Annotated in this window: 13 protein-coding genes; 6 read left to right on the forward strand and 7 right to left on the reverse strand. The window is 46.7% G+C overall.

Going from position 1 to position 14,694, the window contains the following annotated elements:
• Positions 1-53 precede the first annotated feature (53 nt).
• The 5 genes from W234_RS0106605 to W234_RS0106625 all read right to left on the reverse strand — a co-directional run bounded on the left by W234_RS0106605 (position 54) and on the right by W234_RS0106625 (position 6,154).
• Positions 54-545, reverse strand: coding sequence for a M48 family metallopeptidase (locus W234_RS0106605; RefSeq protein ID WP_025645880.1), 492 nt, complete (start codon positions 543-545; stop codon positions 54-56).
• 42 nt (positions 546-587) lie between these two features.
• Positions 588-1,277 carry a molybdenum cofactor guanylyltransferase gene (locus tag W234_RS13780; RefSeq protein ID WP_037059211.1) on the reverse strand — a complete coding sequence of 230 codons (690 nt, stop codon included), beginning with the start codon at positions 1,275-1,277 and terminating at the stop codon, positions 588-590.
• A gap of 5 nt (positions 1,278-1,282) precedes the next feature.
• Positions 1,283-2,584 carry a gephyrin-like molybdotransferase Glp gene (gene glp / locus W234_RS0106615; protein WP_025645882.1) on the reverse strand — a complete coding sequence of 434 codons (1,302 nt, stop codon included), beginning with the start codon at positions 2,582-2,584 and terminating at the stop codon, positions 1,283-1,285.
• Between the two features lie 111 nt (positions 2,585-2,695).
• Positions 2,696-3,676, reverse strand: coding sequence for a formate dehydrogenase accessory sulfurtransferase FdhD (locus tag W234_RS0106620; RefSeq protein WP_025645884.1), 981 nt, complete (start codon positions 3,674-3,676; stop codon positions 2,696-2,698).
• A gap of 111 nt (positions 3,677-3,787) precedes the next feature.
• Positions 3,788-6,154: an FdhF/YdeP family oxidoreductase gene (locus W234_RS0106625; RefSeq protein WP_025645885.1), complete on the reverse strand. Its 2,367-nt coding sequence runs from the start codon at positions 6,152-6,154 to the stop codon at positions 3,788-3,790.
• Positions 6,155-6,646: 492 nt separating this feature from the next.
• Here W234_RS0106625 and W234_RS0106630 point away from each other — a divergent pair, with 492 nt between their 5' ends.
• Entirely contained in the window at positions 6,647-7,405 is a 759-nt protein-coding gene (locus tag W234_RS0106630; RefSeq protein ID WP_025645887.1) for a DUF305 domain-containing protein, read from the forward strand.
• Between the two features lie 81 nt (positions 7,406-7,486).
• Entirely contained in the window at positions 7,487-9,160 is a 1,674-nt protein-coding gene (locus W234_RS0106635) for an FAD-dependent oxidoreductase (protein WP_025645889.1), read from the forward strand.
• Positions 9,161-9,259: 99 nt separating this feature from the next.
• Here the strand turns inward: W234_RS0106635 and W234_RS0106640 are convergent, their stop codons facing one another.
• Entirely contained in the window at positions 9,260-10,048 is a 789-nt protein-coding gene (locus W234_RS0106640) for a sulfite exporter TauE/SafE family protein (protein ID WP_227501927.1), read from the reverse strand.
• A 9-nt stretch (positions 10,049-10,057) separates the two neighbouring features.
• Positions 10,058-10,978: a LysR family transcriptional regulator gene (locus W234_RS0106645; protein ID WP_025645893.1), complete on the reverse strand. Its 921-nt coding sequence runs from the start codon at positions 10,976-10,978 to the stop codon at positions 10,058-10,060.
• A gap of 198 nt (positions 10,979-11,176) precedes the next feature.
• On the opposite strand from W234_RS0106645, the gene W234_RS0106650 reads away from it, so the two are divergent.
• The 4 genes from W234_RS0106650 to W234_RS0106665 all read left to right on the forward strand — a co-directional run bounded on the left by W234_RS0106650 (position 11,177) and on the right by W234_RS0106665 (position 14,694).
• Positions 11,177-11,566 carry a RidA family protein gene (locus tag W234_RS0106650; RefSeq protein WP_025645895.1) on the forward strand — a complete coding sequence of 130 codons (390 nt, stop codon included), beginning with the start codon at positions 11,177-11,179 and terminating at the stop codon, positions 11,564-11,566.
• Positions 11,567-11,652: 86 nt separating this feature from the next.
• Complete coding sequence (locus W234_RS0106655; RefSeq protein WP_025645897.1) at positions 11,653-13,128, forward strand: aldehyde dehydrogenase family protein; 1,476 nt, start codon at positions 11,653-11,655, stop codon at positions 13,126-13,128.
• 193 nt (positions 13,129-13,321) lie between these two features.
• Positions 13,322-14,311 (forward strand): membrane dipeptidase, encoded by a 990-nt coding sequence (locus W234_RS0106660; protein WP_025645899.1) that lies wholly within the window; start codon positions 13,322-13,324, stop codon positions 14,309-14,311.
• Between the two features lie 197 nt (positions 14,312-14,508).
• On the forward strand, positions 14,509-14,694 hold the full coding sequence (locus W234_RS0106665) for a hypothetical protein (RefSeq protein ID WP_025645901.1): 186 nt from the start codon (positions 14,509-14,511) through the stop codon (positions 14,692-14,694).

Genomic DNA, 14,694 nt, shown 5'->3' on the forward strand with positions numbered 1-14,694 from the left:
CTACGCAGGCTTTTCTTATATGAGTATCAAATGACTATTACTATACCATCTAATCAGGACAGCTCGCGTAAGTGCAGCCACAGCCGCGTATCTAGCTCAACTTGATGATAGTCTGGCTGCATATGATGGCACAGCTGATAAAACGCTTTACTATGATCTTTTTCTTTAAAATGTGCGAGCTCATGAACCACTATCATCCGCAGAAATTCGAGCGGCGCGTCTTTAAAGACACTCGCTACGGTGATGCTGTTGTGCGACTTGAGCTTACTGCCCTGCACTCGCGACTGATAAGTATGCATGCCTAGCGCTTGTTTTAGCGTGCTAAGCTTACTGTCGTACTTCACTTGCGATAACGGAGCGCTTTTACGCATGTAGTCGTTTTTTATCTCATTGACATATTGGTACAGCGCTTTGTCGCTTTGAATTTGGTGCACGTTTGGATATTTATTATTCAGGTACTCGCCAAGCTGACCACGACTGATAAGCTTGGCCACTTGTGTTTGAATAGACTCAGGATAATGGGCGATGTATTTAAGGGTAGTCATACATAATGCTCATAAGGTTTATTTTATACTGTATCAAATATTCTAAGATAGAGCCTGACATGCTTTGACAAAGTCCTCAGGCGTATTAAAATTCGTTAAATACTGCCACTGCGGATCAAAAGCGACTTTTTGGCAAATCGGCTCTATAAAACGCATGACACGGCGTTGATCGCTATCGAGATAAGCGCGCAGTTCAGGCTCGATAGCGAGCTGATACAAGCCTAATAACGGATATAAATGGCTATCATCGCTTAGGCAAACGACTGCTCTAGCGTATAGGCTGCGGTTGGTAGCAGCGCTTAGATGTTGCCAAAGCTCGGTGGCTTTAATTAAGCTATCACAGCTGATAACCAGTAAGTAATCAGTTAGGCTATTTTTAGAACTAGCATCCTTAACGAATGAAATGCACGTTTGCAGCGCTGATTCAATGGCGGCTAATGCGCCGCCTGTGTTTTTGTACTTATCATCAGTCTTGCTATTATCTGCTTTTTTATCATTTTGACCATAGTCCTTGATATGAAAAATAGGCGCTTCGGAGCGAGCCGCTAACGCTTCATCTACCTTAAACCCATGCTCATTATCAGCAATCATAATCGGCACGTTTAGCGGCGTTGCATGTCTGACATGATAGTTCAGTAACGTCTCACCACCGGGCAGCTTGAGCTTGGCTTTGGGCGTACCCATACGCTTAGAGTTGCCGCCTGCTAAAATGACCACTCCGGCTAATCTCATATGTTTTATGACCACGGAAATGGCTGCACGGTTACGCTCTCACCTGCCGCTAAGTTGCCGTTATCTTTTGCCAAAACAATCAAACAATTGGCTTGGCTTAACTGCTTGATACGGTGCGATTGCTGTTTGCTAAAGGCTTTTACGGTAAAACTGCCATCACTGTTTTGCGCTAATACGCCGCGCTGAAAGTCTTTGCGTCCAGCTAACTTACGCACGTCATTGTCTAGTGTCGCCTGTACTGTCCTTACCATCGGCATATCATCGGCACTGACGCTAGATAAACGCCACAAAGACGGTATTACTAGCTGTAGCGTACCTACCAGAGTGGATAATGGGTTGCCCGGTAGCCCAAAAAACAAGACAGGCTTGGCAAGCTTATTATCGCTATCGCCTAATAGCTCACCAAAGACAAAAGGCTTGCCCGGTTTCATCGCGACTTTATAGTGATTGATTTTGCCTAATTGCTCGATAACCGTCGTCAAAAAATCATAGTCACCGACCGACACGCCTGCGCTAGAGAGGAGCACATCGCATTCGTTCATAGCGGTAGTGACAGTCGCGACAGTCTGCTCTAAATTATCAGGAATAATACCGTAGTCTTCGATAGTTACTGGCAATCCTGCTAATAAGGTTTTAAGCGTTGGCGTATTGGAGTTATAGATTTGCGCTAGGCTCTGTAGCGGCTGACCGACAGCGACTAGCTCATCGCCTGTCGCCATGACGCCTACCTTTAACGGCTGATAAACTTTGACTTTTGCCACTCCAAGATTGGCCAGTAAGCTAATGTCGGCAGGATTAAGACGCTTGCCTTTTTGTAGTACCACCTCGCCCTCTGCAATCTCCTCGCCTTGCTTACGAATATTATCATCGGCTTTCGCGGCTTGCGTCAGCGTTATATGATAAGGCTGAGACTTATCGATGGATTCGCGTATCTCAGCAAAGTTGGTATTCTCTTGCATGATGACCGTATCGCTATCGTCTGGCACCACAGCACCGGTAAAGATACGAACCCCTTGTCCCGCAGTGAGCTTACCCGTATAAGGACTTCCCGCTTGCGATTCGCCCACGATTTCGATACTAGTGTCTGCATCAAGCGCGCTACCCGCTGCGATACTGTAGCCATCCATCGCAGAGACGTTTTGTCTGGGTATATTGAATGGCGAGCTAATATCCTCCGCCAAAATATGATTTTGGCACTCAAGCAAATCGATCGTTTGCACCCTGCGTTTGGTTACAGGAAAGTCCGTTTGATTATAGCGCTCAATACGCTCAGTGATCGCTTGTTGCAGCGCTTCTAAGGTAATCATAAGATGGGTACTCACTTATAAATATGTATACGCGTCATTATAGTCGTTAACTGCCAAAACAAAGAAATCTTTAATAAAAATAGCTTTTAAAAAAAACAATCTCACATAGCTCTAATATCTTGAATAATAAGTCACTCTGTCAGCACGCAAAAACCCTGCAAGCCCTAAGCCATAACGTTCAGCCACTCGCACTGCGGTACTAGTCGGCGCGGACATCCCCACTAGCCAAGGCAGCTGCATCCTTACGGCTTTTTGCACCAGCTCAATCGATAAGCGTGAGGTCATCACCACGCAATCAACCTCTGCCTTTTGTCGTAATTGCCAACCGATCAATTTATCTAATGCATTGTGCCGACCCACATCTTCGAACAGATATAACTTATCTTTGTATAAAGTCGCCGCCGCATGTACCGCCCCTGTCAGCTGATGGGTGTGCTGCGTAGCATCGATTTGCGCTCTAATATTTAGTAGATACTCTAAACGAGGTTTGGCAGTTAACTGAGGGCTGTTATCGGCATAATCACTAAGATCCGGCAAAGCTTGACTCAATCCTGTGATACCGCACATACCGCAGCCTGTACGCCCTGCCAGCTGCCGCTTTTGCGCTTGAATGCGCTGATGACAACGCTGGCTCAGTACCAGCTCGACCAGATAGGTATCGTAATCTAATAAGTGCGCAAAACTAGAGTGGTCAGTAGAGTTATCAGCATCATCGACTCCCACAGCATCTTGGTTAAAAGCCGTCAACTTAGCGTCATCGCTTAGGTGCGTCACTTCCCAATCGAGCAAATCACGACTTTGCTCAATCAGCCCCTCGCTATACAAAAACCCAAGCGCCAAATACTCAAGCTGATTGGGGCTCGCCATCAACACTGCATAATGAATGCCGTTGATAACGATAGCGACCGCCGCCTCTACCGCAAGACTCGCTGGCTGGTTGTCGATAGCAACCGGCTTTGCACGCTTATTCTCAGACGGTGTTAGATTCGGAGCGTTCTTTAGGGCATAGTGATGTTTTTGCGTAAGATGGCTGCGTGCTAGCGGTACTGCAGATGTTGAAGCAGTGTCTTGCTCTGCCTGTTTGTAAGTCATGTTAGTGCTATCTTTAGCCATCATTAGTTAGCGAACTCATTTATCATTTAATATTAAAAATGGTGGGTTATACTAAGACAACCCACCTTATCATTACCACCGGACAAACCGTTAAGCCGAGACAGCGTGACCCTTGGCAACAGAGTCTTGGCTGACTTGCTCGGTACTGACTCGCTCTACTATCACCGTTGAGGACTTATAAGCGGGTATGTGCGAGCTTGGCGCATGCGTATCTAAATCTAATAAGTCATTACACTCAGGATAATACGCGGCTACTGCATTGGCAGCGATGTCCATCTCGGTCAATACTAGCGGCCCTAACGTACGCATTTGCTCATGGCTATCTTGGCGAGAAATAGTAACTTTATCGCCTTTTTGCCAGCCCAAACGGCTGATCTCATCTGGATGCATAAACAGCACATCGCGGCGCTCGGTTTGACGATAGCGATCTTGGTGACCAAATATCATGGTATTGAACTGATCGTGACTGCGCACGCTAGTGAGCTGCCAGACTTTTTGTAAGTCATTAGCTGCCGCATTCTCATCCAAGCTATGATCTATCTCAGCTTGCAAGTCCTCAGACGCCTCTGCCATCTGCCGAGCGACAAAGGTAATCGGATACTTAGGTACTTCAAACTGTGCTTTGCCACTATCGGTATTCCAGACCCGATGACGCGCTGGATGATACAGATGGAAGCCGCGATCCGCCTCGCGCACACGGTGATTGAAGTCCTCAAAACCATCGATGGCTTGCGCCACATAATCACGAATAATATCGAAGTCTTGGCTCATTGCTTGCCAAGGAATATCGCTATCACCTAATACATACGCCGCTAAGTCCGCGATGATCTGCACCTCTGACTTAATGTCTTTGCTGATAGGTTTGAGGTTACCTTGCGAGCGTGAAACCTGACACATAGAGTCTTCGGTAGTGGCAAACTGCTCGCCTTTTTTGGTAATAATCTTCTCAGTACGGCTAATACACGGCAAGATAATATTGTTCGCGCCTGGATAGAGCATAGTGCCATTGAGCTTAGTACCGACAAAGACATTGAGCTGGGTCGTTATGAGCGCTTGCTGAATAGCGCTCATATCAGGAGCGGCGACTGCATAGTTACCGCCCATACTGACAAAGGCTTTGAGCTTACCTTCGATTAGTGCTTTAGCGCCACCGACGACATCGAAGCCATCCTCGCGCGGCATTTCACGCTCAAAGACACGCTCTAAGCTATCGAGCAGCTCTTGCTTAGGACGCTCATGCACGCCCATAGTGCGATCGCCTTGCACATTTGAATGTCCGCGTACCGGAGAAGCGCCCGCCCCATCGACACCGATCATACCCATCATCAGCAGTAGGTTAGTAATCATCGCTACGTTATCATCGCCTTGCACATGCTGGGTGATACCCATGCCCCAAGTACAGATGGTCTTAGGGCTAGCGGCGACTTGCTTGGCTAGCGCGACAATCTGCGCTTGCTCGATACCGCAGCCAAGCTCAATATCCGCCCAAGTTTGCTTATCAAGCCACTGCTGCAAAGGCTCATACCCTGAGGTATGCTCGGCGATAAAGCGCTCATCAATTTTATCATTATCAATCAGCCACTTGGCTAATCCTGTCAATAGAGCAGCATCGCCGCCGATTTGGATTTGTACCACATCATCGACCATAGCATCGCTTTGGCCAGCGGCCATATGGCTCGGCTTTTGCGGATTTCTAAAGGCGCTTAGGCCCTGCTCGCGCATTGGGTTGACGGAGATAATCTTGCAGCCTTGTTTGTGCGCGTGAGCGAGCATCTCAAGCATACGCGGGTGGTTCGTTGCTGGATTTTGTCCGAACATAATGATCAGTTTGGCTTGCTCGAAGTCCTCTAGCATCACCGTTGCTTTACCGACGCCTAGCTGCTTACCGAGCATGATTGAGGTCGGTTCGTGACACATATTGGAACAATCAGGTAGATTGTTAGTGCCATAGCAGCGCACAAAGAGCTGGTATAAGAAGGCCGGCTCATTGGTGACGCGGCCTGAGGTATAAAACAGCGCTTCATCTGGTGAGGTAAGTTTATTGAGCTCATCAGCGATGATTTGATACGCATCATCCCAAGCGATAGGCAGATATTTGTCTTGTTTGGCATCATAGCGCATCGGCTCAGATAGGCGGCCGCTATGCTCAAGCTCGTAGCCGCTCCAGCCTTGTAGCTCTTTCACCTTATGGCGAGCAAAAAACTGAGCATCGGCTTTCACGGACATGGTTTCGCTAGCGAGTGCTTTAATCCCTGTTTCGCAGACGTCAAAGGTCTTATGCGACTTATGATCCGGCCAAGCACAGCCTGGACAATCAAAACCGCCATTTGGCTGATTGCTTTGTAATACGCTCAGGCTACCACGCAAGAACGACTTATAATCCATAAGTTTGCGCGTAGAAGCCACTAACGCCGGCCAGCCTGCCGCAGGATGGGAATAAATAGGAATTTTTCGCATAGCAAACCTCGCGCACAAATGGGTGAAAAACCGATAGTGATGACTTTATCTTAGCACTACTTTTACGCAAATAAACGCGCCTATAATAAAAAGTAGCAAAACTCCTTAAACCAGCACCAAATGAGTCATATTAATCCTGCATAATCTTATACTTAAATCTGCATCGGTTGTTATGCGTATATGCGTAATTGTTGTTTATCCATTATAAAAACACCATGAGAACAGCATAAAACTAGCTATAAAAGCAGCTATAAATATTGACTGTCATTCGCTCTTTACAAGGGTGCCGATTCTCATCAGCGCTCTTAATTTTTATCAATTCTCTTAACTAGGAAGCTCTTATTGGGCTTGCCTATCTGTATGACCGATGCTTGTATCCCGTCCACCTTTCTACTCTACTTTTATAAAGACACTGGGCATATAAGACACTGAGTAACATCTTTTTATCACTCTATTTCTATTTTTATCACCCTATTTAAGTAAGGACGTACCATGATAGCTATTAAGCGTTCACGCTTAGCAGTAGTAACCGCAAGTCTTAGTGCCATCTTAGCACTTAGCGCTTGCGGGCCGGCCAATGACGACGCTGCCCCTACTCCCAAAGACGCTGCAGCCGCGTCAGATCTACATGACCAGCATCATATAAACGACAAAGACTTAGCTGGGGCTGATGATGCAGCGCATAGTGAATCGAGCACGGCTATGTATCAGGCCTATAATGACTCTATGACTAAGATGCACAGTGAGATGATGTTGGGCATGGGCTACAACGACCCTGATTCAGCTTTTACTCAAGGAATGTTAGGCCATCATCTCGGTGCCGTTGATATGGCTAATATTCAGCTCAAATACGGTAAAGACCCGGAGATGCTCCAACTGGCGCAAAAGATCATCGACGCACAAGAAGTCGAGATCGAACAGATGCAAAACTGGCTAAATAGCCATCCTGATGTCGCCGCCCCCATGGCTGACACTGGCGCTATGCAGCAAGCTTATGCCACTGGTATGAATGATATGCATGGTGAGATGACGCTTGGTATTACCGACCCTAATCCCGATATGGCCTTTGCGCGCGGTATGCTCCCCCACCATAGAGGCGCGGTAGATATGGCTGAGGTGCAGCTTGAGTATGGAAAAGATCCGGAGATGCTGCAATTGGCGCAAGAGATTATTGCCGCTCAGCAGCCGGAGATTGAGCAGATGCAAAACTGGATCAAAGCTAACGGCGGTGTAGAGTCTAACGCTCAATAGCGCCTTAGGCGGTCACAGCCAAAGAGCCAAACAAGGTTATCAACAAAGATATAACACTTATAAAAATAACGAGGTATAACTATGTCTACTACAAACCGTAAAATACTCATCGCAGGCGGCGGTATCTCGGGGCTAACTGCTGCTTTTGAGCTGTCCGAAGACCCAAATCTAGAGATTACTGTTGTGGAGTCTCGTGCGCGCTGCGGTGGCAAAATGATTGGGTATTTTAATGAAGAGGCGCAGCGTTTTGAAGAGCACTCTATTCGCGCTTTAAGCTCGACTTATTTTTCTTTGTTTAATCTCTTCGATCGGGCGAGCTTATTGCATATGTTGACGCCTGTTGATAACTATCAGTTTTATCAAAGTGGTAATAACGCGCTTGATGACGAAGAGATACAGAGCAAAAATAGCGGTAATAAAGTCGCTGTCGATAGACGCGCGTCGTTAGATTTGGCGACTATTGAGTCGATGATTGAGACCTTTAATCTCAACAAAAAAGACATGCTGCAACTGGTGCAGCGCATCGTCCATCACGTCAATGCCTCTGATGAAGAGCGTGCAGCAATGGCTCATAAAAAAGCAGGCGATATTATCGGTATCGATGACTTTGACGCGTATACTAAGCGCTTTATAACCAATTGGTTCGGGATTTTGACGGGCGCGCGCATGCATAGTAAAGCGGTCGATATCATGGACAGCTTTGTACTGATGTTCCTGCCGATGCTTGACGCGCCTGTGCTGCCAAAAGGCGTGGCTTCTAAGTCCTACTGCTTTAATCGTCCCACATCCAAGGTCATTGACGCGTTAGTTGATAAGCTAAAAAAGCGCGGGGTCAAATTCATCACCCAAACACGGATAATCAATCTGCATCACCATGATAACGAGCAGCTGAGCATAGATATTCAAGCAAGTGACAGTCAATTACAACATACCCTGCAAGACCAGCGTTTTGATGCGGCAGTAATGGCGCTACCGCATGAGGTGCTGTGGAAACTGGGGCTCATGCCGCAAGTCAAAAAGCCGTTCAATGATGAATGGTCGTTTGGCACTCAGTATCCGTTGAGCGAAGTGCCAAAAGTTTTTGAGCCATTTTTGGGTAAGTCGTACAACCTATGCTTTGATGCGCCGTGGAATATCGTCTTTCAAATTCAGCATCGTGACGGCTTTTGGCAGGATGTTGAGTTTCCTAACGGCTTTGACTATAATCTATCGGCCACTTGTAGCTCACCGTTTAATAAAGGCTCGCTGTTTGGCAAGCGCTTTATGGAGTGTAGCCCTGAGGAAGCTGCCAAAGAAATCCTTTATCAGCTAGGTATCACTGATGCCGCCGAGCGTAAAGCTATTGCAAAAGGCGGCTCTATTGACGCTATCAATCTACGCTATACCGAGGATTGGCAAGACTATGCTGATATCGAAACGGCGGAGATGGGTATCTTGCAAGAGAACGGTAAGCGCTGGGTTAACTTAGCGCAAATCTACGTACGTAATGCCGATGACGAGCTGATTGATACTGCGACGCAGTGGGACAATATAGTGTTAGCTGGCGAGATTATCTCAGTGACTGGGCGCTGGAAAATCCCAACGATGGAGCAAGCAGCAACCTCTGGTAAACAAGCGGCGCAAGCGCTATTTGATTATCTAAACATAGATAAACCAGTCAGCTTAGAGACGTCAACTTTGCTTAATCAAAAGCGCTATAAATATCTTGATCCGTTAGTGACGGCTATGAGCAAAACAGCCAATGCGCTGTCCTAGACTACTGTAAACGTTAAGATAACCACTAACCCTTAGTGAAGGTGTTATTCACTAAGGGTTTTTATCGATGATACATCTGTTTTATAGAAGTAAACACTATTAAAGCAACCACTCTATATTCTGTACGATCATTACCAAACCACTGACTACCATGAGTAAAATCAGCATGACTCGAAACTGCTTCACACTCATGCCCGCCAAAAAGCGCTTGCCAATGACATTACCGGCGATAGCGCCTAATCCTAATACCAAACCATATATCCAAAGCTGCGCGGTCAAGATACCAAAAAAAGTATAACTACCTATCTGAGCGATACCTACAAAGAACGAATTGGCGGTTTTGGTGGCGATAAGGTCTTCTTTTTTGAGTCCCGTATTCATATAAAACGGATTGAGTACAGGCCCCAAACCTCCTACCAAAGTGCTGATAAGAGCGGTCACAAAACCCAGAGGTATAAAGCCTAATTTTGGCATATTAAAAGACTTATCAACTTTGCCAAACCTGTATTGAAATACAGTAGAGATAAGGAAAATACCAACCAATAGCTGAATCCAATTAGCATTTAGACGACTAAACAAAAATGCTGCCAGCCACGCACCGATGACAGCGCTTGGCACATAGTATTTTACCAATGACCAGTCGATATCCTGCCAAAATAAGTACAGCCGCGAGGGACGACTTATAAAAGTACCTAGGTTAATAATGGGAGCGGCTGACGAGGCACCGAATAGCCAAGAGGTAACCGGTATCAGCAGCAAAGCACCGCCGCCACCTGACACAGTAGATATGATAAAAGCCAACATGCCTGCAAAAAACAAGGCTGCTAAGTGCCAAGTCGCCATCGATTGTAAAACCGCAAAAATATCAAACATTATCGAATGAGACACTACCAATCCTTATAACAAATAATCCTGTTTGACATACTCCACGCACCACTTATGAAACGTTTGCGCCGCAGGTGAGATCGTCTTATTCGCTCTCTTAAAAATGCCTATTTGCCGGGTCAAAGCTGGCCTGAGTAGCGGCAGCCAAATCAGATCAGGCTCATTAGACGGAAAAGCCAGCTTAGGCAAAGTGGTGATACCAAGACCGTGACGCAATAAAGAAAATAAGGAAGTGATATTCTCAACCGTATAGCGCGCTTGCCGGTTTAACACCTCGGCAGGGGTGTTCTCTAGCAGGCCACAAGTACCATTATAAATAAACGGCTGCTCGATAAGCTGCTGCCATTTTAGACCTGCCGCGAACCCTGCTTTTCTTTGCGCCGCTGTCGCGTTCTGTAGCTCATCAGTTAGCGCATTACTCTTTAGGCAAACCACGCCGATCGGATCCGCTATCAAAGGCGTAAAATCGATATCGGCTTGGTTAATGGTATGGCAATTCCCCAAAGCCAAATCCACCTCTCCTGCCAGCAGCCTATTGGTCACCCCAACCGAATTGTCATCTATCAGGACAATCTCAATGTCAGGATATCTTTTGGAATACTCAGCCAACACGCTAGGCAACAGTTTAGTCACAAGTGACGGTACGCTTGCCACTCTGATCTTACCTTTATCGCCCGCCGCTACTGCTTGCAAATCTTCCTCAAGCGCCTGATACACCGCCATAAACTGAGTAATTTTGGGTAAACACACCTCGCCAAAAGCGCTAAGGGTAGCTTTGTTACCGCTTTCAAATAATGGCTTGCCAAGCGATTTTTCCAGCTCTTTGATAGAAGCTGATAATGCCGCTTGCGTGCGGTGTGCGTGCTCTGCGGCAGCGCGAAAACCGCCCTCTTCTACCACGAGTAAAAAATGCCGCAGCTGTTGTATTTTCATAATTCATCACCTAAGACCATGCACTGACAATTTAACTTACATGATAAATAAAATCTATCATTATCAATATTTAATGAGTTAGATTTGTCATATTAAAACAAGTAGCATAAATGCTAACCACAGGACTATTGACCAGAACTATCAAACAACGATTTAAAGTTGTGACATCTATTAATGTTATCTAAGGAAGCTTGCGTTATGACCACTCATTCAGCCAAACAAGCGGTAAAAACCTCACTTTACGCCTCAAAAGCGCCCCTTGAGTGGGCAGTTACGAGTAATGGTGCCTTATACACCGCGCAGATCCCGATCGATGATAAAGGAGAAGTCGTTAGCGGCGGCATCGAAGCACAAACGCGGCAGACGCTTGATAACCTCAAGCATACCTTGCAAAGCGCAGGCGTGGGCATGGACGCGGTATTACAAGTGCTGATCTATGTGACCGACCGCGAGTATCTCAAAACCGTTAACCAAGTCTATGCCGAATATTTTGAAGCGCCCTACCCAAACCGTGCTGCGCTCGTAATAGCAGGACTGGCTCGCGAAGAGATGCTGGTTGAGCTGGTCGTTTATGCTGCTGTGCCTTAAGCTCTATATGCCTTATTGGCGATAATTATAATTATATTTAAATCAACTTTTTCGTTTATTCAAACTATCTTATCAAGGATTTATTTATGTCTACTCAAACTGCACAAACCACCCTAAAGCAAGACCCAACGAAATCCCTTTATATCAATGGTGAATGGCAAAGCGGTACAGACACTATCGCCAATATTAACCCCTCAAACACTAGCGAAAATCTGGGTGATTTTGCCCAGGCGAGCAAGGATCAAGTCAAAGACGCCATCGCAGCCGCCCGTGCTGCGCAGCCCAAATGGGAAGCGACGCCACTTGAAAAAAAACAATCTATCCTACAAGCGATCGGCGATGAGATGATTGCGCGCTGTGACGAACTAGGTACGCTACTATCACTAGAAGAAGGTAAACCGTTCGCAGAGGGTCGCGGTGAGATTTATCGCGCCGGTCAGTTCTTTCATTACTACGCCGCTGAAGTCTTACGTCAAATGGGCGATCTGGCAGATTCAGTCCGCCCAGGCGTTAAAGTCGAAGTCACTCGCGAAGCGGTAGGCGTGGTGGCAATTATCTCTCCTTGGAACTTCCCAACTGCGACTGCCGTTTGGAAAATCGCCCCTGCTCTCGCCTTTGGCAACAGCGTGATTTGGAAGCCTGCCAATTTAACGCCAGCAAGTGCTGTGGCGATGGCTGAGATCATCCACCGTCAAGGCTTGCCAGAGGGTACGTTCAACTTAGTATTAGGTGGCGGCTCATCTGTCGGCGACGCGCTGATTCACTCAACCGATATCGACGCGGTCAGCTTTACAGGCTCTGTACCGACAGGCCGCAAAGTTGCTGCCGCTACTGCGCCGAACTTTGTGCGTTGCCAGCTTGAGATGGGCAGCAAAAACGCTCTTGTTATCGCTGATGATGCCGATATGCAAATCGCAGTTGATGCCGCGATTGCCGGCGCATTTGGCGGCTCGGGGCAAAAATGTACCGCCTCCTCTCGCTTGATTGTAATGGATAGTGTCCATGATGCCTTTGTCGAGGCGATGGTTGAACGTATGAAAACCCTAAAGGTCGGTCACGCATTAGATGACGGTATCTTTATGGGGCCGGTGGTCGATGACAAGCAACTAGCAGCCAATATGGACTGGGTTGAAAAAGCCAAACAAGCAGGCGCTAATCTTGCCTATGGCGGCGAGCGTCTACAAAAGCAGCACGACGGCTACTATATGGCGCCAACGCTATTTACTGAGACTGACAACAGCTGGGATGTCAACCAAGAAGAAGTGTTTGCTCCCTTAGCTTGCGTGATACGCGCCAAGGATTTAGAAGAGGCGATTGCCATGACCAACGACACGCGTTTTGGCTTGACTGGCGGTATCATCACCCAAAGCTTGCGTAATAGCGCCCTGTTTAAAGAGCAAGTACAAGCCGGCTGCGTCATGGTTAATTTAGCGACTGCGGGTACGGATTATCACGTGCCCTTTGGCGGACGTAAACAGTCAAGCTTTGGCCCGCGCGAGCAAGGTCAATACGCCAAAGAGTTTTATACCATTGTGAAGACAGCTTATCAAAAGGCGTATTAAGAAAAATGAATATAAAGCACTTAATTTGTCATAGCTAATGTAAAGTTAAGTATGCTGGGATGAATTTTTCGAAGCCTCTGTGAGCATGGCGAACAGCAAGCGAGGAAAATTTATACCAGCTATGCGAAATAACTGACAGCCTTATTTTAATGAGTGCCTGACACACTTTATCAAAGCACAAAAGGATAACAAGATGTACCAAGACCATATCGTCATTGACGGCTTGCAATATAGCAATTGGGATCGTGATTATTTTAAGATGCTACAGGCCAGCGGTATCAACGCGGTACATGCTACTTTGGTCTATCACGAAGATGCGCGTCAGACCATGACTCGCTTTGCTGAATGGAATAGGCACTTTGAGCAAAACAGCGATTTGATTTTACCTGTCTATGATGTTGAAGATATCAAAACCGCGAAAGAGGAAGGCAAAGTTGGCATCTTTTTTGGCGCACAGAACTGCTCGCCTATCGATGATGAGATTGGCCTTATTAGCGTGATGCGCCGTTTAGGACTGCTGATTATGCAGCTGACTTATAACAACCAAAGCCTGCTCGCCACCGGTTGTTATGAGTCCAAAGACAGCGGCGTGACCCGTTTCGGTCAGCAAGCGATTAAAGAGATGAACCGCGTCGGCATGATTATCGATATGTCGCACAGCGCCGAGCAGTCCACGCTTGAGGCGATAGAGCACTCTAGCCGTCCGATCTGTATCAGTCACGCCAACCCCACTACTGCCCACGATGCGCTGCGTAATAAGTCTGACACCGTGATTAGCGCCTTGACCAAGGCTGGCGGCTTGCTTGGCTTTAGTTTATATCCGTTTCATCTGCCCAATGGTAGCGACTGCACGCTTGATGATTTTTGCACGATGATTGCTGATTGCGCCGATAAGTACGGCGCCCGGCACTTAGCCATCGGTAGTGATCTGTGTCTTAATCAGCCAAAATCTGTACTCGAGTGGATGCGTAATGGCCGCTGGTCAAAGGCGATGGACTACGGCGAAGGCAGTGCTAACAATTCAGGTTGGCCAGATAACTTGCCTTGGTTTGCTGGCGAGAAAGGTATGGAGAACATCTATAACGGTCTGCTTCAACACGGTTTCAATGAAGCTGACGCAGGCAAAATCATCGGTCAAAACTGGTTCGACTTTTTAGAGCAAGGAATTAAGCCTTTGACTTAAATCTTTTGATCACATCTTTAATACTCAGACTTATATTTTATTCAATCCTTTATGACGCTATAAGGCATCAGTTGTTTTTGGCGTTAACCTTTATTTGACATCATACCATTGAAGCTCTTGAACTTTTACGGCTGATTTCATTGATATAATTTAAGCTAACGCATGACGACGTCATGACAACTACAGGAAGCCAAACCATGGCTGATTTAAAGGGACTTAAGCAAGACGAGCTCGGACGCTCATTTACTCTAGTAAATGGGCCGCAAATTGCTCAACAAATGGCACGCGATCAGGACCTTTATCGTCCTAATCGCATGGAGACTGACTATCTCATTCAAGAGGAGAGATTAGAAAAACAGGCTATCGTTAAAGAGCTGGATTAA

Source organism: Psychrobacter sp. TB15, assembly GCF_000511655.1.
GTDB lineage: Bacteria > Pseudomonadota > Gammaproteobacteria > Pseudomonadales > Moraxellaceae > Psychrobacter > Psychrobacter submarinus.

Excerpts from the sequence above, each read along its gene's own strand:
- W234_RS13780 (WP_037059211.1), bottom strand. The coding sequence starts at position 1,277 with ATGAGATTAGCCGGAGTGGTCATTTTAGCAGGCGGCAACTCTAAGCGT.
- W234_RS0106660 (WP_025645899.1), top strand. The coding sequence starts at position 13,322 with ATGTACCAAGACCATATCGTCATTGACGGCTTGCAATATAGCAATTGG.
- W234_RS0106645 (WP_025645893.1), bottom strand. The coding sequence starts at position 10,978 with ATGAAAATACAACAGCTGCGGCATTTTTTACTCGTGGTAGAAGAGGGC.
- W234_RS0106655 (WP_025645897.1), top strand. The coding sequence starts at position 11,653 with ATGTCTACTCAAACTGCACAAACCACCCTAAAGCAAGACCCAACGAAA.
- W234_RS0106625 (WP_025645885.1), bottom strand. The coding sequence starts at position 6,154 with ATGCGAAAAATTCCTATTTATTCCCATCCTGCGGCAGGCTGGCCGGCG.
- W234_RS0106635 (WP_025645889.1), top strand. The coding sequence starts at position 7,487 with ATGTCTACTACAAACCGTAAAATACTCATCGCAGGCGGCGGTATCTCG.
- W234_RS0106620 (WP_025645884.1), bottom strand. The coding sequence starts at position 3,676 with ATGACTTACAAACAGGCAGAGCAAGACACTGCTTCAACATCTGCAGTA.
- glp (WP_025645882.1), bottom strand. The coding sequence starts at position 2,584 with ATGATTACCTTAGAAGCGCTGCAACAAGCGATCACTGAGCGTATTGAG.
- W234_RS0106665 (WP_025645901.1), top strand. The coding sequence starts at position 14,509 with ATGGCTGATTTAAAGGGACTTAAGCAAGACGAGCTCGGACGCTCATTT.
- W234_RS0106605 (WP_025645880.1), bottom strand. The coding sequence starts at position 545 with ATGACTACCCTTAAATACATCGCCCATTATCCTGAGTCTATTCAAACA.
- W234_RS0106650 (WP_025645895.1), top strand. The coding sequence starts at position 11,177 with ATGACCACTCATTCAGCCAAACAAGCGGTAAAAACCTCACTTTACGCC.
- W234_RS0106630 (WP_025645887.1), top strand. The coding sequence starts at position 6,647 with ATGATAGCTATTAAGCGTTCACGCTTAGCAGTAGTAACCGCAAGTCTT.